Genomic DNA, 19,597 nt, shown 5'->3' with positions numbered 1-19,597 from the left:
CTTATTTATTAAGTCCCTCCCTTTTAATCATCCCCTATAAATAACCATCGCACTAAAACAATAAATTTGATCATCTTCATCTTCTTGGATGGCAGCAACATTGTATTTGATGTCAACTAACTGATCGTCATCTAAGTTATATAAAAAAGAGTTGATATCTTTTTCTAAATCCTTTTCGTGTTCGTGGTCGAATAATTTCACTTTAATCATACTCATGACTCTCCCCGTTTTTGTTTCCATTATTGACAGATTGGGAGAGTTTTAAAACAAGAGGTTTACAGTTTAATCTCTATTTCCCCAGACCAGCTATACATGCCACCCTCCATATTAATAGCCTTAAAGCCATTTTCCAGGAGATAACGACATACCATTTCACTACGCACACCAGCCGCACAGACGATGATATATTCTTTATCTTCCTCTAACTTTTCTAAGCTTGAAGGAATTTCATTCATACGAATATGCATGGCTCCTGGAATCATCCCGTTAGCTACTTCAAAATCCTCACGGACATCTATCAACAGGAGCTGCTTGCCCTGATCCAGAGATTGTTCCACCTCTGATGCACTGATTGTTTTGATTTCTTCCATTTTTTAAGTCCCTCGCTTAATCGATTAATTAGAAAACTTTGCTAACACCAAGCCTTAGCTTTAGCGATTGGCAAGTCGAATCCTACGTCAAACGACTTCTAAATTGGCGCAAGATATAAGTTTAAATAATAAAAGGACTAACCATAAAGATTAGTCCTTCCATTATAACAAAATTAGTTAGCAACAATATTTACTAATTTCCCTGGTACTGCAATGACTTTACGAACAGTTTTGCCATCGATTTGTTCTTTTACGCTGTCATTTCCTAATGCGATTTCTTCTAGGTTTTCTCTAGTTGCATCTGCAGGAACGACTAATTTAGCTTTTACTTTACCATTGATTTGAACGACGATTTCTACTTCATCATCCACAAGTTTCGCTTCGTCGAAAGCTGGCCAAGTAGCATAAGTAATACTTTCTTCATGACCTAGCTTATTCCAAAGCTCTTCCGCGATGTGTGGACAAATTGGAGAAAGAAGCTTAACAAATCCTTCTATATAAGCTTTTGGCAAGGCTTCTGCTTTATAAGCATCGTTGATGAACACCATCAATTGTGAAATGGCTGTATTGAAACGAATGCCCTCATAATCCTCTGTAATCTTCTTAACAGTAAGATGATATACTTTTTCAAGCTTGCCGGAATCATCGCTGTCTACCAATTTGCTTGTAATTTTCCCTTCATCATCTACTAATAAGCGCCATACACGATCCAAGAATCGACGAGAACCATCTAATCCATTTGTGGACCAAGCGATTGAAGCTTCCAAAGGTCCCATGAACATTTCGTAAAGACGTAATGTATCGGCACCATGGCTTTCCACGATGTGGTCTGGATTCACGACATTCCCCTTGGATTTACTCATTTTTTCATTATTTTCACCTAGGATCATACCTTGGTTAAATAATTTTTGGAACGGTTCCTTAGTTGGGACTACACCGATATCATACAAAAATTTATGCCAGAAACGAGCATATAACAAGTGTAGAACAGCATGCTCAGCACCACCAATATAGATATCGACAGGTAACCATTCCTTAAGCTTCTCTGCATCTGCTAATGCTTCTTCATTTTTTGGATCAATATATCGAAGGTAATACCAGCAGCTACCGCCCCATTGTGGCATTGTGTTCGTTTCACGGCGGCCTTTTCGACCGTTTTCATCCGTTACATTTACCCATTCCTCAATGTTTGCAAGCGGAGATTCGCCTGTACCAGAAGGTTTGATATCCTTTGTTTTAGGTAGAACAAGCGGTAATTGATCTTCGCTTAATGCTGTGCTTGTGCCATCTTCCCAATGGATGACTGGAATTGGCTCCCCCCAATAACGTTGACGGCTGAATAACCAATCACGTAAGCGGTAAGTGATTTTCTTTTCACCAATGCCTTTTTCTTGAAGCCAAGAAATCATTTTAGTGATGGCTTCTTCTTTACCCATTCCATTTAAGAAATCAGAGTTGATATGAGCTCCGTCTCCAGAGTAAGCTTCTTTTTCGATTTCGCCTCCAGCAACTACTTCCACAATCGGAAGGTCGAACTTTTTAGCAAATTCGTAGTCGCGCTCATCGTGGGCAGGAACCGCCATGATAGCACCTGTTCCATAGCTCATCAACACATAATCCGCAATCCAGATTGGCATTTTCTCACCGTTTATAGGATTGATAGCATACGCACCTGTAAAAACGCCTGTTTTGTCTTTGGCCAAGTCAGTTCTTTCTAAGTCACTTTTGCTTTTCACTTGGTCAAGATACGCTTCAACTGCATCTTTTTGATCAGCTGATGTAATTTTTTCAACAAAAGGATGTTCCGGAGCTAACACCGCATAAGTAGCTCCAAACAAAGTGTCAGGGCGAGTCGTGAAGACTGTGAAACTCTCACCATGGCCATCGATTCCAAAAGTTACTTCTGCACCTTCGGAACGTCCAATCCAGTTACGCTGCATTTCTTTTAAGCTTTCTGGCCAATCTAATTCCTCTAAATCCTCCAACAAACGGTCTGCATAGGCTGTGATTTTCAAAATCCATTGTCTCATTGGACGACGCTCAACAGGATGTCCTCCACGTTCACTCTTGCCATCGATGACTTCCTCGTTCGCCAATACCGTTCCAAGTGCAGGACACCAGTTCACTGGTACTTCATCAACAAATGCCAAGCCTTTTTCATACAACTTAGTGAAAATCCATTGTGTCCACTTGTAATAACTAGGATCTGTAGTATTTACTTCACGATCCCAATCGTAGGAGAAACCTAAGGCTTTAATTTGACGACGGAAAGTATCTATATTTTTCTCAGTGAATTCCGCTGGATCATTTCCTGTGTCTAATGCATATTGTTCTGCCGGTAAACCAAATGCGTCCCACCCCATTGGATGTAGCACATTGAATCCTTGCATACGCTTCATACGTGAAAGGATATCCGTTGCTGTGTAACCTTCAGGATGACCTACATGAAGCCCTGCACCTGAAGGATACGGGAACATATCCAATGCATAGAATTTTTGTTTTCCCTTTTCTTCTTGTGTTTTGAACGTTTTATTGTTCTCCCAATACTGCTGCCATTTCTTTTCAATGCCTTGATGATTGAAACTCATACATCTTCCTCCTACATTCAATATGTTCCTTGAACCGAATTAGGAAATGAGAAATAGAAAAACCCCTCATCCCTAAAAAAGGGACGAGAGGTTTGTATGTATTCTCCCGCGGTACCACCCTAGTTGGCGCAAAAAATGCACCCCGCTCGTTCATCCGTAACGTGGACAAAACGTCAGGCACTAATTTTACTTCATGCCTGCAGCTCCAAGGCGAGTTCACCATCAATCCCGGTTGGCTTGCACCAAACGCCAACTCTCTAAAACGGGTTCTAACAGTTACTACTCCTTATCAAAGCCTTTTATTAAATTTATCAGTTCATTATATGGTTATTCTAGACAATTCCAACTAAAAAAGCAAGAAGGCTTACCATCATACTTTTACTTTTTCTAATAGTATGAGCAGTAAGCCATTTCTGTTACAGCAATTTATGATATTAAGATGCTTGACCTTTCACATAAACGGTTTTCTCACGCTTTAATACTCGGTCATACACGATTGTTGTACCCATGGCCACAACGAACAGGATCATAAATGTCGCAAACATCAGTTGCATTCCATACCAATCCACTAAAAATCCGCCAAGTAAAGGACCAATCATCCTACCAGCTGTCGCAGTACTATTGACAAGACCTTGGTAAAATCCTTCTTTTCCTTTAGGTGACAACTCACTAGCAATTGTAGGGACTGCTGGCCAAACAAACATTTCTCCTATCGTTAAGATCACCATTGCAGTCAAGAAGCCAGTAAAGTTACCGGCAAATGAAGCAACCGCAAATGAGCCAATAAAAATGACCAAACCTATTAGGATTTGTTTCTTTAAATTTTTGGCAAACTTATTCACTAATCTATTCACAATCGGTTGACCTAAAACAATCAATGCTCCATTAATTGTCCACAATAAGCTATATTGCTTTAAAGAAATCCCGATATCCTGTGTATAACTTGCAATGGTGGTTTGCCATTGTACATAACCTACCCAGCATAGTAGATAACCTGTGCATAAAATAAGAATGGCTGTTAGTATCGACTTATTTTTTACAGGCTTTCCTTCCGTCATGATGTTAACAGATTGTGCATAATCGCTTCCCATATTCTTAAAGCCAAACAACACTAGTCCGAAGAAAATCACATACATTAGTGTATTCGCGATGAATATATAGTTAAAAGAGTAACTGGCAATTAAACCACCTAATGCTGATCCAATTGCTACCCCTAAGTTTTGTGCAACATAGACGGCATTGAAGGTCCTTCTTCCCCCTTCAGGCCAAACCGCTCCCGCAAGAGCATATATGGCTGGAAACACGATTCCGGAACCAAAACCAATAATGGTTAAAAAGATTACATAATAAGGCCAATCATGAAAAATACATAATCCTATTAACGCAATCAACGTTATGAGGATTCCTGTCAAAATCGATTTATAGCCTCCGACTTTATCATATAAGGTACCCCCGATCAGGTTTCCAAACACACTCGCAAATGAGTTGAGTAACAGAACAAAACCTGCGACTGAAAGAGATTTCCCTAACTCATTATGTAGATAAATCGTATTCAACGGCCATAAGAAAGAAGCTCCAGTTACATTGACCACCATACCGATCACAATAAGCCATAGATTTTTCGGCATATTTACCCTCCTTCTATTTCGAGTGCCAAAATAATTGTATGTGGCAGGAGTGAAAGTTGCAACGGAAATCTGTACCCATTGAAATAGTAAGTTTTTCATGAATTTTCTAATAACTTAAACCAGTAATTTATTAAGAATTATTAAGAATTTTGTCAGCCATTTCTTAAGATTCCTTTTGTACCATTGACAATATGTTACATACAGGAGGAATTAGTATGAGTTCATTATTCTTTATTAATCTATTCTTAACAAAGCCCAAACAAACAGGCGCAATTTTGCCTAGTTCAAAGTATCTTGCAAATAGAATGGTTGAGCATATAGACTTCAAGCATAGTGATTGTATTGTGGAATATGGTCCAGGCACCGGGATTTTTACAGACTTACTACTGGGATACCGTCATCCATTGACTACTTTGGTAATTATTGAAAATGATGAGGATTTCTATTTATTCTTAAAGCAGAAATATAAGAATGAGGAGAATTTGTTTATCATTCATGGATTAGCAGAAGATGCTAGCTACCATTTGGAGAGATTAGGGATCCAAAGTGTAAACTACGTGATTTCAGGTTTGCCGTTTGCCAACCTTCCACCCAATAAGTCCGAAGAAATAATGGCAAGCACATTGTCAATATTGGAGGAAACTTCTGGGACTTTCATTACATTTCAATATTCGCTGTGTAAATTACCTCTATTTAAACGTTTCTTTCCGTCAATAGATATAAAAAAGGTTCGAAGAAATATACCACCTGCTAATGTTCTAATTTGTAACACGAGCGCAACGCTAATATAACTGAAAAATCACATACTATCTGGAGTTATTTTTTCTTCTGTTTTAGACATTCACTTTCATCCTCTAACCTTTTAAATAAACCCCCAACCTTAAAAAGGCTGGGGGCTGAAAATAATCAATCTCCATTAAACATATCAAATAAGCCCCGAGCAATGCTACCTTCGTCCTTTGTCCCTCCACCAGCTGGCATTGCAGCAAACACTCTACTTGCCAAACGGCTGAAAGGTAACGATTGAATCCATACTGTACCTGGTCCTCGTAATGTAGCGAAAAATAGACCTTCTCCTCCGAATAATGCAGTTTTAACCCCTTTGACCATTTCGATATTATAGTCAACTCCGCTAGTCATGGCTACTAGACAGCCAGTATCCACACGGAGCAATTCGCCAGGTGCTAGTTCCTTTTTAATGATCGTACCTCCCGCATGAACGAAAGCCAGGCCATCTCCTTCAAGCTTTTGCATGATAAATCCTTCTCCTCCGAAGAAGCCAGCTCCAATTTTTCGTTGGAATTCAACTCCTACGGAAACTCCTTTAGCTGCTGCCAAAAACGCGTCTTTTTGACAAATAATTTTTCCGCCGAGCTCACTCAAATCCATCGGAATGATTTTCCCTGGATAAGGTGATGCAAATGAAACATGTCTCTTTTCGTGTCCATTGTTAGTAAATGTAGTCATGAAAAGACTTTCGCCCGTTATTACCCTTTTCCCAGCGCTGAACAATTTCCCCATCAAACCACCGCCGCCAGAAGCGGAACCGTCTCCAAAAATAGTTTCCATATGTATTTGATCTTCCATCATCATTAAACTTCCCGCTTCAGCTACAACTGTTTCCTTAGGATCCAATTCTACTTCCACAAACTGCATATCATCGCCATAGATCTTATAATCGATTTCGTGATTGTTCATAATAAACCTCCATTTGAAATAGTTAGAATACTTTTATTGTAAATGAGCAATTTAGTAATTGCTACTTTATATACTACGAGTAACTTATTCCCAAGTTTCAAATTTTTTTCCCAACTTATCGAACCTTCTTTTATCCTTCATTCATTAGAAATCTTGGCTATCGCCAAGGCTATGTCTAGTTCCCATAAACTTTAATCCTAAAATTAGCCACAAAGTCATCTTATTTCTTTGCTGCCAATTTATGCATAAAGTAAAGTAATAAATAGGTCATCCGAAAATTCGAATGACCTACCTTCATTTATTCTTGACGCTGCTTGGATTTTATCGGTTGGCCACCTGACTGCTCATATCTCTTTTTTGCTTCTTTTACTGGATCATAATCTTTCCCAAGCTCAACATCTTGATTGTTAATGCCATTACGTGTTTTTTGCTCTGGATTATTTTGTTTAGATCTTTTCTTCATGTGAACCTCCAGAATTAATGTTTTAAATGAGACATGTCACTTTGTAATTGCATAAGCTGCATTTTCATACGAGCTAACTGTTCACGTTGTTGACCGTTACAGCTATCATTCATTTTCTGTATTTCATAAATGGCCGATTCTAGAAGTTGTTGACTTTGCGTGAAATGTTCATCGTTGTAATGCTCTTGTTTCGAACCTTCTATATACTGCTCCTGAGCGATTCGGATTACATCCTCACAGTTCTGTACTAAATTTTCCACAGATTCTCTAGTAGCCATTTTTCGCCCTCCTGCATCTGTTTCACTTTCATCAACCAAGATTAAACAAACGTTTGAAAAACCATTGTGTGATGATTTAACCAACCATCCCTATTATCTTGCCTAATAAGGGTTACCCTTATTGAAAATAAAGTTGGAAAGGATGGAAGCTGACTTTAAGTGTATCCAACAATGTGCTATTGGTAGCAAGTTATGGTTCATGATAAAATAGTGGTTATGCTTATCATACCGAGCGGAAGTTTAAAAGGAGGTATTCATTTGAATAGTACCGTAACAAACCCATTTCCTTTTGCAAGTGACAATAAACGCTACCATACTTGGAATTATCATTTAAGAAATGTGTTTGGACATAAAGTATTTAAAGTCGCTCTAGATGGAGGCTTTGATTGTCCCAACCGTGATGGCACTGTCGCATTTGGAGGTTGTACCTTCTGTAGTGCCGCTGGGTCAGGTGACTTTGCTGGGGATCGTGCTGACGATTTAGAAAAGCAATTCACTGACATCAAAGATAAAATGCATCTAAAATGGAAAGACGGAAAATACATGGCTTATTTCCAAGCGTATACGAATACACATGCACCTGTTGAAGTATTACGTGAGAAATTTGAGGCGGTCTTAAAACAAGAGGGAGTAGTCGGATTATCCATTGCCACTAGACCTGATTGTCTTCCTGATGATGTTGTGGAATATTTAGCCGAATTAAATGAACGGACTTATTTATGGGTGGAGCTTGGTCTTCAGACGGTACATGAGAGAACGGCACTTTTAATTAACCGAGCCCATGATTACCAAGCCTATATTAATGGTGTTAACAAATTAAGGAAGCATAATATACGGATATGTTCTCATATTATCAATGGATTACCGTTGGAATCTCCTGAAATGATGATGGAAACAGCTAAAGAAGTTGCCAAATTAGATGTCCAAGGTATTAAGATACATCTTCTGCACTTATTAAAGGGCACTCCTATGGTTAAACAATATGAAAAAGGCATGCTTGAATTTCTTACGTATGAAGACTATGTAAGTTTAGTATGTGACCAGTTAGAAATTTTACCGCCTGAAATGATCGTACACCGAATTACTGGTGATGGCCCAATCGATTTAATGATTGGACCTATGTGGAGCGTCAATAAATGGGAAGTATTGAATGGAATCGATGCAGAACTAAAAAGACGCAACAGTTGGCAAGGCAAACATTACAATATGCGAGTTGAGGTATAACATGAAGCTCCAAAGAATTCTTCCATTCGCTCGTGAGTTATTGCAGATGGCCGTTCAAGAAGGAGACGTTGCTGTGGATGCTACAGCTGGAAATGGTCACGATACGTTATTATTGTCAAAGCTAGTGGGAGAAGCAGGACATGTTTTCTCGTTTGACATTCAAGAACAAGCCATTGAAAATACAAGGGCTAAATTAGCTGAAAATGAATTGAATCATCGTGTCACACTAGTCCATCATGGTCATGAACATATAAAAAAATATATAACAAAGGATTTATATGGGAAAGTGACAGGAGCCATTTTTAACCTAGGGTATTTGCCTGGCGGTGATAAATCCATTGCTACCTACTCACAGACAACCATAGATGCAATAGAGCAGTTGCTTGAGATAATGGCCCCAGAAGGAATCATTGTCCTTGTCATTTATCATGGTCATGAAGAAGGAGCGAAGGAAAAAGAAGACCTCCTCGAATTTGTTACTTCATTGCCACAAGATTTGGCACATGTCCTGAATTATAGCTTCATGAATCAAAAAAACAATCCTCCTTTTATTATCGCGATAGAAAAAAGAGGGAAATAAATAGTTTAAAAAGAGGTCATTGAACCTCTTTTTTTATTTTAGCTGAACAGAATTTCTTTTGTAGCCCTATAATCACTTGGCGCTAATCCTGCATATTTCTTAAAAATGCTGCTAAAGTAATTAGGAGTATTGAAGCCCAACTCATCAGAGATTTGTTCAATAGTTTGATTTGTATGCCGGAGCACCCAGATTGCCCTTTGTAACCTAACAAATGTTACATACTCCACAAAACTCCTGCCTGTCTCTTTTTTAAATAATCGACTAAAGTAGGTAGGACTAAAACTAGCCTGTCCTGCTGCTTCGGAAATCGGAATTTCATCCATAAAGTTAGAATTAATATAGTCAATGACTTTTCGTATCTGCTCGTTTTTAGTGAAATCATCATAATAGCGTAGCTGTAGTTTATTTGAAGGGGGAGTTCTTCTTGCTTTTAATGCTTCTCTATAAGCTTGGTGGAGTTTTAACGGATCTTGATAAATTGATCCCACCCCAATGTATAATTGGATTCCATATTCTTCTTTAAGTACATGGATAATATGAAGAAGGACGTTTTCCCCGTCCTTCCAGTCTTGGAAATGTGTATGCGCACCAGGAACTCTGAGAAGCATCAATAAATGTTTGCGAAAGGATATAAAGGAGGTTGCCCCTACCAGTTTGGCAAAGTGCTTTTGTAAGGTTCTTTGAATAAGGCTTGTAGCCTGCCATCCCTCTAATTTCTCCCTCTCAGGATCACAAACGAAACCTTGGATAAATACAACACAATTCGGGATAGTGATGTCTGTCAAAAATGATCTAGCTTGTACAACTTCTTGTTCGTTAGAGATTTCCCCTCTTAATAGTCGTCTTAAAAACGCCTCCTGAAAAGGGACATTAAACTCATGAAGTGATTTTTGCTGTTCAATTTCCTTGAAAATCCCTCTATAGTCCGTTACATCTTTTGATAAAAGGTGCACTTCCTCGACCACTTTTCGAATGTTACGGATAAAGCTATTCCTTTTTAATGGTTTTATGAACATGGATTGTAGCTTCAACTCAACGGCAATCGGAGAGGTATGGACCCACTCTTGCGATAATAAAGGAAAAATCATGCATTGCTGATTATTTTTCTTATATCTATGTATTTTGACCCAATCAAATAAATTTTCGATTTCCATTATAAATACATTTGGTTTTTTATTCGTTTTTGCTTCCCCAAATTGAAAGCGATCAGGATATACTTCATGAATCCAATTCATGATTTTTGCTTTTTCACCATCGTCATTAATTTGTAATTGGATGTGTAGCACAATGATATCCTCCTCAAATTACAATATTCCCCATAATCATCATACCACATAATTTTTAGAATTTAGCAAATATTTATACGTTTTGGACAATATTGTGTAAGGTATCTGTTAATCCTCTCGCGTAAAATGATGTAAAAATAACCTTTTTCAAAATATTTTGACAAAGGTAAACCATTTTAAGAGGGGGATTTATCATGGCAAATGAGTACTCGGAATATGCGTATGTAGAAGCCGGTACGATCGATGTTTCAGAGTTGGAACCATTGGATGAAACAACATCAAGAATCATGAAGGATGAATTCAAAACAGGATTCAGGCTAACCTTGTTTTACTATGTTTTTATATTAGCCATTCCAATTTTAAACTGGTATGCTGCAGATTTTATGTTTTCTAGAATGTGGGGCGGAATGACTTATTCCTGGTTTTTAACAAGCATTGTCGCCATGGCAATGGCTTTTGTGATCGCATTTATCCATACTAAGCTCTATGAAAAACGTGTTCAAAAATACGAAAGTCTTGATGAGAAATCAGCTGATGGGAGGAAGCTTGGATGATGGCCACACTATTAGAACCAAAAATGCTGATGACGATTCTCTTGATGGGAACGATCGTCTATATAACTTATTTGACAAAAAGAAATGCTACATCTTCTGACTTTTTCGTAGGAGGCCGTAGCTTTGGATGGTTTACAAATGGATCCGCTATCGGTGGAGATTATTTAAGCGCTGCAACTTTCCTTGGAATTGCAGGATTAACATTTCAATTGGGATACGATGGAGCTTACTATGCATTCTGCTTTTCAATCGGGCTGACTCTATTAGCAATCTTCGTCGCTGGTCCATTACGTCGATTTGGCGCTTATACTGTTGCTGATTTTCTAGCTTATCGTTTTCACAGTAAAAGAGCTCGTATTGCTGCAGTTGCAGTAGTCTTAGCCATCTCTGGATTTTACGCTGCACCTCAATTATTAGGAGCTGCACAAATTTTAAGTATGTTTTTTGGTACTAGCTATGAATTCGGAATTATCTTTACATGTACTGTAATGATTTTCTATGTAGGTATAGGTGGAATGAAAGGGACGACCATCAACCAAGCACTTGAGCTTTGGATTCGTCTAGGAGCATTCATCCTTATGGTTGCTGCTGCAATCTATGGCGGCTTACACTATGATAAGATTTTATTGGCGATAAATGAATTTACAGGAACTGTAAGCAATACTTCTCAATTTGCACTAGATGGTAAAGATGTTGCAGTAAACGGTGAGTCATGGACAGGAACTGGAAACTACTTCCCTACTTTTTGGCAAACCATTTCGATGACTATTGGTCTTTCATTAGGTACAATCGGTTTGCCTCATATCTTGTTACGTTTCTATACGAACCCTAGTGCAAAGGCAGCTCGTAAATCTGCACTTATGGCAATTGGAATTGCAAGCGTATTCTTCTTCTTCGCTGTATATCTTGGTGCTGTTGGCCGCTCCATTTTCATTGCTGGAGACGCAGGCGACCAAGTTATGAAGGACTTAGTAGCAGGTGGTAATAACATGGTTATCCCTTCTACAGCCCAAGCTTTAGGTGGAGAATGGTTACTAGGATTGGTTATCGCAGGTGCATTTGCAGCAATTTTCTCCAATCTATCAGGTTTATTTATCGCGAGCTCTGGAGCATTAGCTCATGATCTATATGCGTCCCTTTTCCGTAAGAATATTACTGAAAAACAACGTGTAGTTGCAGGTAAAGTATCAATATTAATCCTTGGTGTCCTTTATGGTGCATTAGGCTTAATGGTTAAAGAAGCATCTATTGGACACTTGGTTGCACTTGCATTCACTGTAGCTGCAAGTACGTTTACTCCAATCTTTATATTAGGAATTTGGTGGAGAGGGATGACAGAGAAAGGTGCCATCGCAGGACTTGTTATTGGTTTGGCCGTTTCCATGTACATGATTTTCTTGCCACAAACATTACCAACCTTCCTACAGTTTAAGGTTCCTGGGTTGATCACAGTTCCAATTGGATTCTTATCTGTATACATCGTTTCAAAATTGGATCGTAGAGTTCCAGCAGATGTTAATGAATTTATGAAAAAAGTACACTCAAAAGAATCTGAAGCAGCATAATAGAAAAGCGGAGAGCGCCCTGAAGATAGGTACGTCAGATAATAACCGCCACGTCCTGTGCGTCGCGGATGGCGCTTGAAGCTAGACACTGTTCTAAGATAAAAAAAATAATACTATCTAATAATAAAGCCCTAACCTTCATAGTAAGGTTAGGGCTTTTAGTTATGTTGCCCTTGCTTTTAAAGGCATGATTTTTTTAAAGTTCCTATACAAGCGAGCATTTATGTAAAAGAACATGGACTGAATCCCACCCTGTCTTACAAGTTTCCGGGAAAGTTTCTTTAAGTCCTTACGCTTTTCGACCTTGTCATCAGATAAATACAATCCCAACAGTCCTCTATGAATTAACCGATGAAATCTTTTGTGTGGCATGTGATCAAGAAACTGATCTGCTTTTTGTATGAAATGGGAAAGTCGATTATACATTTCTTCTTCGTTTGAATAATAGAAGCAAAAATTCAAATCCCCACCTTCAAGATCTTCTTCTTGATCGATAAAATAATCAAGCATTATATGAAGGCCTTGAATATATGGAAAATAGCCTTTTCGAATCATTTCTACCGATTCCTCTTTAAAGTCAGGCCTTAATGCATATGAAATTAAGCAAAAAATCCCTAGGGTCGATCCAGAACAAGCCGAAAACTCATACCATGACATTTCAGGAAGCTTGTCCTCATGACGATTAAACCATTTTTGAAGCCGTTCCACTCGCTCATCTTTGGTGACATGCTTATGTACCTGTAAATCACAATAATATCCACATAATTCTCTAAGTGGTTCTTCTATCATTTTGTAATTATGAAGGATTCGATTGAGTGACTGACATGTTTCTACCAAAGAAGCCAAATAGCCACCATCATCCTGCTCCTGTCTATAACGATAATAATTGGTAGGAGCCGATTCCTGAAGGAGGGCATGATACATGGATTCATGAAGAGCTTCAAAATCCTTTGGATCCATGGATGTACTTCGATCGCATAAATTATCCAAATAATCACTAATCGTTTGATACGCAATAATGAATCGGATCGCTTCAGTTTTTCGTTCTTCTGCAAGTAATGATAATATGGCACCACCTTCACAGTGGAAGTCTTTCCATTCAATACTGGCCATTGCTTGCTTTCGTAATTCTACATTCGGAATCCTTTCCGCTTTGCTTTTCCAAACATGTAACTCTTTGTGAACGAGTGGAAATATCTGTTTATATACCGAGTTCATCAAACGAATAGGTGTTGCAGGGATACCCATACCTTTACTCCTCTCAAACAATAAACCCTAATGTCCTTAAACGAGTTTCTACGAATCCTTTAGCATAGTTGAATACATCTTCTCTTTCAGGTTCATTGAAAATTTCATGATAAAGTTTCGGCCATTCTTTATATTGCTTATCACTCACTAATATTAAATTAAACCACTCTCTAACCAGCTTTTTATCTACAATTAAATCTTCTCCAGCCTGCATGAGCAAGATTGGTACATCTTCAATTTCGGGAATTTTTTCAAATGCTTCTTTTATATTTGTCACAAGTTCACGGTACCATCTGACCGATACTTTTGTGATATATAGCGTATCATTCACATCAATTTCCCGAACCTCATCATTACGTGTTGCCATCTGGATAGTTAATCCTGAATTCATGCGTAAGCTTGGCCACGCTACATTTAATAAATATAACATGGCATTTAATGGCTTAGCAGGTACATGAATCAAGCCTAGGCAAGGAGAGGATAAAATTAAACCACTTATGTTGAGGTTTTCTTCTTCTTGAAGAAGGCGAATTGAGACTAGCCCACCCATGCTATGCCCGTGAAGAAAAACCGGTAGGCCATAGTCAAAAGCCATTTCTAACCAAGTTTTCACTTCATGGAGGTATTCTTGAAAGGATTCGATATGGCCTCTTCTTGAGCGTGTTGTCATTCCTTGACCTGGCAAATCCCCCATGACGACATGATAACCAGCTAATCTCCACATTTCAACAAGCCATCTATATCTTCCGTGATGCTCCATAGCCCCATGTACGATGACGATCACTGCTTTGGGTTCGCCTTCAGCTTCCCATTTCCACATAAAAAGACCCCCTGTTAAGACTATACATTACAAAAAAATATTTAATAATTTATTCTTACCCACTTACTTCCTATCCAAATATGCTCTATTCTTGAAAAAGAGTGATTATCTTATTACATCATATTAACATACTACCCACACAAACAAAGGAGGAGACATTTTGAACATTTATCCCTACAAAGAAAAATCACCTGAAATTCATGATTCTGTATATATTGCCGATTATGCTGTGGTAACAGGTGATGTGAAAATAGGTGAGCAATCCAGCGTTTGGTTCAATACAGTGATACGCGGTGATGTCGCACCTACGATCATTGGAAAAAAGGTTAATATTCAAGATAATAGTGTACTCCATCAAAGCCCAAATAACCCATTAATCCTTGAAGATGAAGTCACAATCGGTCACCAAGTAGTTCTGCACAGCTGCAAAATTCGAAAAGGTGCATTGATTGGGATGGGATCGATTGTCTTAGACAATGCAGAAATAGGTGAAGGTGCCTTCGTTGGAGCAGGAAGCCTTGTTCCACAAGGAAAAGTAATCCCCCCGAATACCTTAGCTTTTGGTCGACCTGCCAAAGTCATTCGAGAATTAAATGAAGATGATATTAAAGATATGCTCCGAATCAATCGAGAATATGCGGAAAAAGGGCAATATTATAAATCGATACAAAAATAATGAACGACTTAATGGAGTTTTTCCTATAGAAAATTCTATTAAAAAATCTTGCGGTCAATACCGCAGGATTTTTTTCGTTGAAGAATTTTTTTACGGCTTCATTCTCATTTGATTTCAATATTTATCTCTTTCCATATTGCCGTTATCAATCTCCGTGAAAGTACAAAAAAACGGAGCCAAATTAGGCTCCGTTTCTCATTTAAATATTATTTTGATGCATCCGCTTTTAAAGCTACTGCTTTGTCAGTACGCTCCCATGGAAGATCTACATCTGTTCTTCCGAAGTGACCATATGCAGCCGTTTGTTTGTAGATTGGACGGCGAAGGTCAAGCATTTTGATGATTCCAGCTGGACGAAGGTCGAAGTTGTTACGAACAACGTCAACTAGTACATCTTCACTTACAGTTCCAGTACCGAAAGTATCTACTGAGATAGATACTGGTTGTGCTACACCAATTGCGTAAGCAAGTTGGACTTCAACTTTATCAGCTAAGCCAGCAGCTACGATGTTTTTTGCAACATAACGAGCGGCATAAGCAGCTGAACGGTCTACTTTAGTAGGATCTTTACCAGAGAATGCTCCACCGCCGTGACGTGCATATCCACCGTACGTATCAACGATGATCTTACGACCTGTTAAACCAGCGTCACCTTGTGGTCCACCGATAACGAAACGGCCAGTAGGATTGATGAAGTATTTTGTATTTTCATCGATTAATTCCTTAGGAACAACCGGATTGATTACATATTCTTTAAGATTACGTTGGATTTGCTCCAATGTAGCTTCTGGATGGTGTTGAGTAGAGATAACGATTGTATCGATACGAACAGGCTTATCATTTTCATCATATTCCACAGTAACCTGAGTTTTACCATCTGGACGAAGGTAAGGAAGAATCTCTTCTTTTCTTACTTCAGTCAAACGGCGTGCAAGTTTATGGGAAAGAGAAATTGGTAATGGCATAAGTTCTTTTGTTTCGTTACAAGCAAATCCGAACATAAGACCTTGGTCCCCAGCTCCAATTGCTTCAATTTGCTCATCAGTCATTTGACCTTCACGAGCTTCCAACGCTTGGTCAACACCCATAGCGATATCAGGAGATTGTTCGTCAATAGAAGTCAAAACCGCACATGTTTCAGAGTCGAAACCATATTTCGCACGAGTATAACCGATTTCCTTTACAGTTTCACGAACGATTTTTGGAATGTCCACATAAGTGGAAGTGGTGATTTCACCTGCTACTAAAACTAATCCTGTTGTTACGGATGTTTCACATGCTACACGAGCATTTGCATCATTTGCTAAAATCGCATCTAGAATGGAATCTGAGATTTGATCGCAAATTTTATCCGGATGGCCTTCTGTTACAGACTCAGAAGTAAAAAGTCGACGTTTTTTAGACATCTTGTTTCCTCCTCAAATAATAAAATATGGTTTGAGGCGCCAGCATGAAACACGCAATATGATTTCCATCAAGGCATTTCACAAAACGCATTACTTTAACCTCTAGTTTTGAACGGAACTCATTTCCCATTGTTTAGTATCCCTCAGAACACATCATTTATCATATGTAGTACTTTGGGAATCAAAGCCAATAAAAAAACCTTTCCCTGATTGCGAGGAAAGGTTGATTGTTTCAACATTTAGCCTTTCGCTCTTATCGTTCAAGGGCTTTTGCCTTGCCTCAGGTTAGCACCGTCGCTTTTAAAATGATCGATCATAGACCATTTTTTCATTCAGCAGGTTGCTGGGCTTCATCGGGCCTGTCCCTCCGCCAGCTCGGGATAAGAGAATCCGTACAAGGTAGAATCATATCGTAAATTATCGAATTATGTCAATGGTTTTTCAATAGATTTGTTTTGTTATTTTTTGTATTTACTTTTGAAAAAATTTATAACATGTTACGGCTTTTTGACAATTGAATTATAAACTCTATAATTTTACGTGAATGTTTTATACTATATAAATAAGGATACTTCTAATCCATATAATTGGGGGAACGTTTTTTTAGAAAAGTTATATATTAGTATAGACTATTCAAGTTAATGTGTTATACTATTTAAGAGCAAATTAATCAACGATAACTTAACAAAGGAAGGTATCTCATACATGAATTCAGTTAGCATTTCTAATGAGCTACACGATCTATTAAAGGGTAATAATGTAAGCGTTCAATTTTCTGTTCCACAACTAGTGGAAAAGGTATTAAACCGTAAAGAAGGAATTTTGACTTCAACTGGTGCAGTTAAAGCTGAAACTGGTAAGTATACAGGTCGTTCGCCTAAAGATAAATATATTGTAGAGGAAGCATCTACAAAGGACAAAATCGATTGGGGTCCAGTTAACCAACCTATATCCGAAGACGCGTTCTTAAAATTATACAATAAAGTCATATCATACTTAAAAGAAAAAGACGAACTTTTTGTTTTTAAAGGTTTCGCTGGAGCGGACAAGAAGTTACGTTTACCAATCCAAGTTATTAATGAGTATGCGTGGCATAATCTATTTGCCCACCAACTATTCATCCGTCCTAATGAAGAAGAATTACGTGGACATGAAGCAGAATTCACTGTTATCTCTGCTCCAACTTTCAAAGCAGATCCTGCTGTTGATGGTACGCTTTCTGAAACATTCATCATGATTTCATTTGAACATAAGACAGTCTTAATCGGTGGAACTGAATACGCAGGTGAAATGAAAAAGTCCATTTTCTCTGTAATGAACTACCTTCTACCTGAGCAAGAAATCTTACCAATGCACTGTTCTGCAAACGTTGGTAAAGAGGGTGATGTAGCCCTATTCTTCGGTCTATCCGGTACTGGGAAAACAACTTTATCAGCTGATACAAACCGCAAGCTTATTGGTGATGATGAGCACGGCTGGTCTTCAAACGGTGTTTTCAATATTGAAGGCGGTTGCTATGCAAAATGTATCAACCTATCTCGTGAGAAGGAACCACAAATTTTCGATGCAATCCGTTTTGGCTCTGTTTTAGAAAACGTTGTAGTCGATGAAGATACTCGTGAAGCTGATTATGATAGCAATGCACTGACAGAAAATACTCGTGCTGCGTATCCAATACAAGCGATTGATAACATTGTTGATCCTAGCATTGCTGGACACCCTAATACAATCATTTTCCTTACAGCAGACGCGTTTGGGGTATTGCCTCCAATCTCTATGCTGACTAAGGAACAAGCTATGTATCACTTCCTTAGCGGGTACACTAGTAAGCTTGCTGGTACAGAACGTGGAATCACTTCTCCACAAGCGACATTCTCAACTTGCTTCGGTTCTCCATTCTTGCCATTAGCGGCAACTCGTTATGCTGAAATGCTTGGTCAAAAAATTGACGAGCACAACGCAAAAGTGTTCCTAGTGAATACAGGCTGGACTGGTGGAGAATATGGTGTAGGGAACCGCATGAAGCTTGCTTATACACGTGCTATGGTACAAGCAGCGCTTGAAGGGGACTTAAATAATGTTGATACAATTACAGACGATATCTTCGGTCTGGAAATCCCTCAACACGTACCTGGAGTTCCTGATGAAGTCCTACAGCCAAACAAAACTTGGGCAGATCAAGCTGCTTACGAAGCAAAAGCTAAAGAATTGGCTTCTAAGTTCCAACTAAACTTCAAAAAATTCTCGAACGTACCGTCTGAAATTGAATTACTAGGCGGACCTAAGGATTTAGTTTAAAACACAAAAAAGAAGGTTGCTCAAATAACAAATTTGAGCAACCTTTTTTATGTTCATCTGAAGACAGTATTTATACCTTTTTAACAAATTCGGATTTTAATTTCATAGCTCCAAATCCTTCAATTTTGCAATCAATATCGTGATCGCCTTCAACCAAACGGATATTCTTTACTTTAGTCCCTACTTTGATGACTGAAGATGTTCCCTTTACTTTAAGATCTTTGATTACGGTGACAGTATCCCCATCTATTAAGATATTTCCATTAGAGTCCTTGAAAACTTTATTATCTTCCGCTACTTCAGCGTCTGAACCCAAAGTCCACTCATGTCCACATTCTGGGCATACTAAAAGGCTTCCATCTTCATAGGTGTATTCTGAATTACATTTCGGGCAATTTGGCAAATTAGCCATTTTATCAGTTCCTCCAAAAATCGGTTTTAGTTACTGGAATTTAGTGAAACTAACTCATAAATAATGGTTGTTTCATTACTTGTCCACTCTATTTTTTTAATAATTGCAGTCCCACTGGACTCACTTGCAATTGTTTTTCGGATATCAATTGGAATATCAATCGGATATAGACGATACCCTTCCTTTACTAAAGAGAAGTTGTTGTCATTAATTCTCTTTTCTTTGCCTTTTGTAACAATCATCGTATTTAATTCAAGAGGCATTCCCATCTATAAAAACCCCT

Annotated in this window: 20 protein-coding genes, 1 riboswitch and 1 other annotated feature; of the genes, 7 read left to right on the top strand and 13 right to left on the bottom strand. The window is 38.4% G+C overall.

What is annotated here, in order from left to right:
* Positions 1-27: 27 nt before the first annotated feature.
* From G3O09_RS09075 to G3O09_RS09060, 4 genes are all read right to left on the bottom strand, one after another.
* Positions 28-210: a sporulation protein Cse60 gene (locus G3O09_RS09075; protein ID WP_163101167.1), complete on the bottom strand. Its 183-nt coding sequence runs from the start codon at positions 208-210 to the stop codon at positions 28-30.
* A gap of 65 nt (positions 211-275) precedes the next feature.
* A complete protein-coding gene (locus G3O09_RS09070) occupies positions 276-590 on the bottom strand; it encodes a rhodanese-like domain-containing protein (protein ID WP_163101166.1) in 315 nt (104 codons plus the stop codon).
* Positions 591-763: 173 nt separating this feature from the next.
* Positions 764-3,178, bottom strand: coding sequence for a leucine--tRNA ligase (gene leuS / locus G3O09_RS09065; RefSeq protein ID WP_163101165.1), 2,415 nt, complete (start codon positions 3,176-3,178; stop codon positions 764-766).
* Between the two features lie 76 nt (positions 3,179-3,254).
* Positions 3,255-3,480: a binding site (T-box leader), on the bottom strand.
* 132 nt (positions 3,481-3,612) lie between these two features.
* The gene (locus G3O09_RS09060; protein ID WP_163101164.1) at positions 3,613-4,806 is read right to left on the bottom strand and encodes an MDR family MFS transporter; all 1,194 of its coding nucleotides are present in this window, start codon (positions 4,804-4,806) and stop codon (positions 3,613-3,615) included.
* A 215-nt stretch (positions 4,807-5,021) separates the two neighbouring features.
* Here G3O09_RS09060 and G3O09_RS09055 point away from each other — a divergent pair, with 215 nt between their 5' ends.
* A complete protein-coding gene (locus tag G3O09_RS09055; protein WP_163101163.1) occupies positions 5,022-5,597 on the top strand; it encodes a class I SAM-dependent methyltransferase in 576 nt (191 codons plus the stop codon).
* Between the two features lie 115 nt (positions 5,598-5,712).
* Here G3O09_RS09055 and G3O09_RS09050 read toward each other — a convergent pair whose 3' ends face one another.
* The 3 genes from G3O09_RS09050 to G3O09_RS09040 all read right to left on the bottom strand — a co-directional run bounded on the left by G3O09_RS09050 (position 5,713) and on the right by G3O09_RS09040 (position 7,245).
* Positions 5,713-6,504, bottom strand: coding sequence for a TIGR00266 family protein (locus G3O09_RS09050; protein WP_163101162.1), 792 nt, complete (start codon positions 6,502-6,504; stop codon positions 5,713-5,715).
* 298 nt (positions 6,505-6,802) lie between these two features.
* Positions 6,803-6,967 (bottom strand): glycogen biosynthesis protein GlgD, encoded by a 165-nt coding sequence (locus G3O09_RS09045; RefSeq protein WP_108672205.1) that lies wholly within the window; start codon positions 6,965-6,967, stop codon positions 6,803-6,805.
* A 14-nt stretch (positions 6,968-6,981) separates the two neighbouring features.
* Positions 6,982-7,245: a YtzC family protein gene (locus G3O09_RS09040; protein ID WP_163101161.1), complete on the bottom strand. Its 264-nt coding sequence runs from the start codon at positions 7,243-7,245 to the stop codon at positions 6,982-6,984.
* A gap of 258 nt (positions 7,246-7,503) precedes the next feature.
* Here G3O09_RS09040 and mnmL point away from each other — a divergent pair, with 258 nt between their 5' ends.
* The gene (mnmL, locus tag G3O09_RS09035; RefSeq protein WP_240338392.1) at positions 7,504-8,469 is read left to right on the top strand and encodes a tRNA modification radical SAM protein MnmL/YtqA; all 966 of its coding nucleotides are present in this window, start codon (positions 7,504-7,506) and stop codon (positions 8,467-8,469) included.
* 1 nt (position 8,470) lies between these two features.
* A complete protein-coding gene (gene mnmM, locus G3O09_RS09030) occupies positions 8,471-9,049 on the top strand; it encodes a tRNA 5-(aminomethyl)-2-thiouridylate-methyltransferase MnmM (RefSeq protein ID WP_163101160.1) in 579 nt (192 codons plus the stop codon).
* 38 nt (positions 9,050-9,087) lie between these two features.
* Here the strand turns inward: mnmM and G3O09_RS09025 are convergent, their stop codons facing one another.
* Positions 9,088-10,335 carry a helix-turn-helix domain-containing protein gene (locus G3O09_RS09025; protein WP_163101159.1) on the bottom strand — a complete coding sequence of 416 codons (1,248 nt, stop codon included), beginning with the start codon at positions 10,333-10,335 and terminating at the stop codon, positions 9,088-9,090.
* Positions 10,336-10,529: 194 nt separating this feature from the next.
* Here G3O09_RS09025 and G3O09_RS09020 point away from each other — a divergent pair, with 194 nt between their 5' ends.
* Both G3O09_RS09020 and G3O09_RS09015 read left to right on the top strand, forming a co-directional pair.
* The gene (locus G3O09_RS09020; RefSeq protein WP_163101158.1) at positions 10,530-10,889 is read left to right on the top strand and encodes a hypothetical protein; all 360 of its coding nucleotides are present in this window, start codon (positions 10,530-10,532) and stop codon (positions 10,887-10,889) included.
* The gene (locus G3O09_RS09015) at positions 10,886-12,454 is read left to right on the top strand and encodes a sodium/solute symporter (RefSeq protein WP_163101157.1); all 1,569 of its coding nucleotides are present in this window, start codon (positions 10,886-10,888) and stop codon (positions 12,452-12,454) included. Before G3O09_RS09020 ends, G3O09_RS09015 begins: the two co-directional genes overlap by 4 nt.
* 162 nt (positions 12,455-12,616) lie before the next feature.
* On the opposite strand, the gene G3O09_RS09010 is transcribed toward G3O09_RS09015, so the two are convergent.
* Together G3O09_RS09010 and G3O09_RS09005 are read right to left on the bottom strand one after the other, a co-directional pair.
* A complete protein-coding gene (locus tag G3O09_RS09010; RefSeq protein WP_163101156.1) occupies positions 12,617-13,702 on the bottom strand; it encodes a tetraprenyl-beta-curcumene synthase family protein in 1,086 nt (361 codons plus the stop codon).
* 13 nt (positions 13,703-13,715) lie between these two features.
* A complete protein-coding gene (locus G3O09_RS09005) occupies positions 13,716-14,522 on the bottom strand; it encodes an alpha/beta hydrolase (protein ID WP_163101155.1) in 807 nt (268 codons plus the stop codon).
* Between the two features lie 160 nt (positions 14,523-14,682).
* On the opposite strand from G3O09_RS09005, the gene G3O09_RS09000 reads away from it, so the two are divergent.
* Positions 14,683-15,198 (top strand): gamma carbonic anhydrase, encoded by a 516-nt coding sequence (locus G3O09_RS09000; RefSeq protein ID WP_163101154.1) that lies wholly within the window; start codon positions 14,683-14,685, stop codon positions 15,196-15,198.
* A gap of 206 nt (positions 15,199-15,404) precedes the next feature.
* Here the strand turns inward: G3O09_RS09000 and metK are convergent, their stop codons facing one another.
* Entirely contained in the window at positions 15,405-16,604 is a 1,200-nt protein-coding gene (metK, locus tag G3O09_RS08995) for a methionine adenosyltransferase (protein ID WP_163101153.1), read from the bottom strand.
* Between the two features lie 250 nt (positions 16,605-16,854).
* Positions 16,855-16,991, bottom strand: a riboswitch (SAM riboswitch).
* A 318-nt stretch (positions 16,992-17,309) separates the two neighbouring features.
* Between metK and pckA the strand changes: the two genes are divergently transcribed.
* Positions 17,310-18,902 carry a phosphoenolpyruvate carboxykinase (ATP) gene (gene pckA, locus G3O09_RS08990; RefSeq protein ID WP_163101152.1) on the top strand — a complete coding sequence of 531 codons (1,593 nt, stop codon included), beginning with the start codon at positions 17,310-17,312 and terminating at the stop codon, positions 18,900-18,902.
* A gap of 70 nt (positions 18,903-18,972) precedes the next feature.
* Here pckA and G3O09_RS08985 read toward each other — a convergent pair whose 3' ends face one another.
* Positions 18,973-19,314 carry a zinc ribbon domain-containing protein YjdM gene (locus G3O09_RS08985; RefSeq protein ID WP_163101151.1) on the bottom strand — a complete coding sequence of 114 codons (342 nt, stop codon included), beginning with the start codon at positions 19,312-19,314 and terminating at the stop codon, positions 18,973-18,975.
* A 26-nt stretch (positions 19,315-19,340) separates the two neighbouring features.
* On the bottom strand, positions 19,341-19,583 hold the full coding sequence (locus G3O09_RS08980) for a DUF2584 domain-containing protein (protein WP_163101150.1): 243 nt from the start codon (positions 19,581-19,583) through the stop codon (positions 19,341-19,343).
* Positions 19,584-19,597: the final 14 nt, after the last annotated feature.

Origin of the sequence: Peribacillus alkalitolerans, from assembly GCF_010882125.1 — a bacterium.
GTDB lineage: Bacteria > Bacillota > Bacilli > Bacillales > DSM-1321 > Bacillus_BN > Bacillus_BN alkalitolerans.
This window is presented reverse-complemented; position numbering and strand designations above follow the sequence as displayed.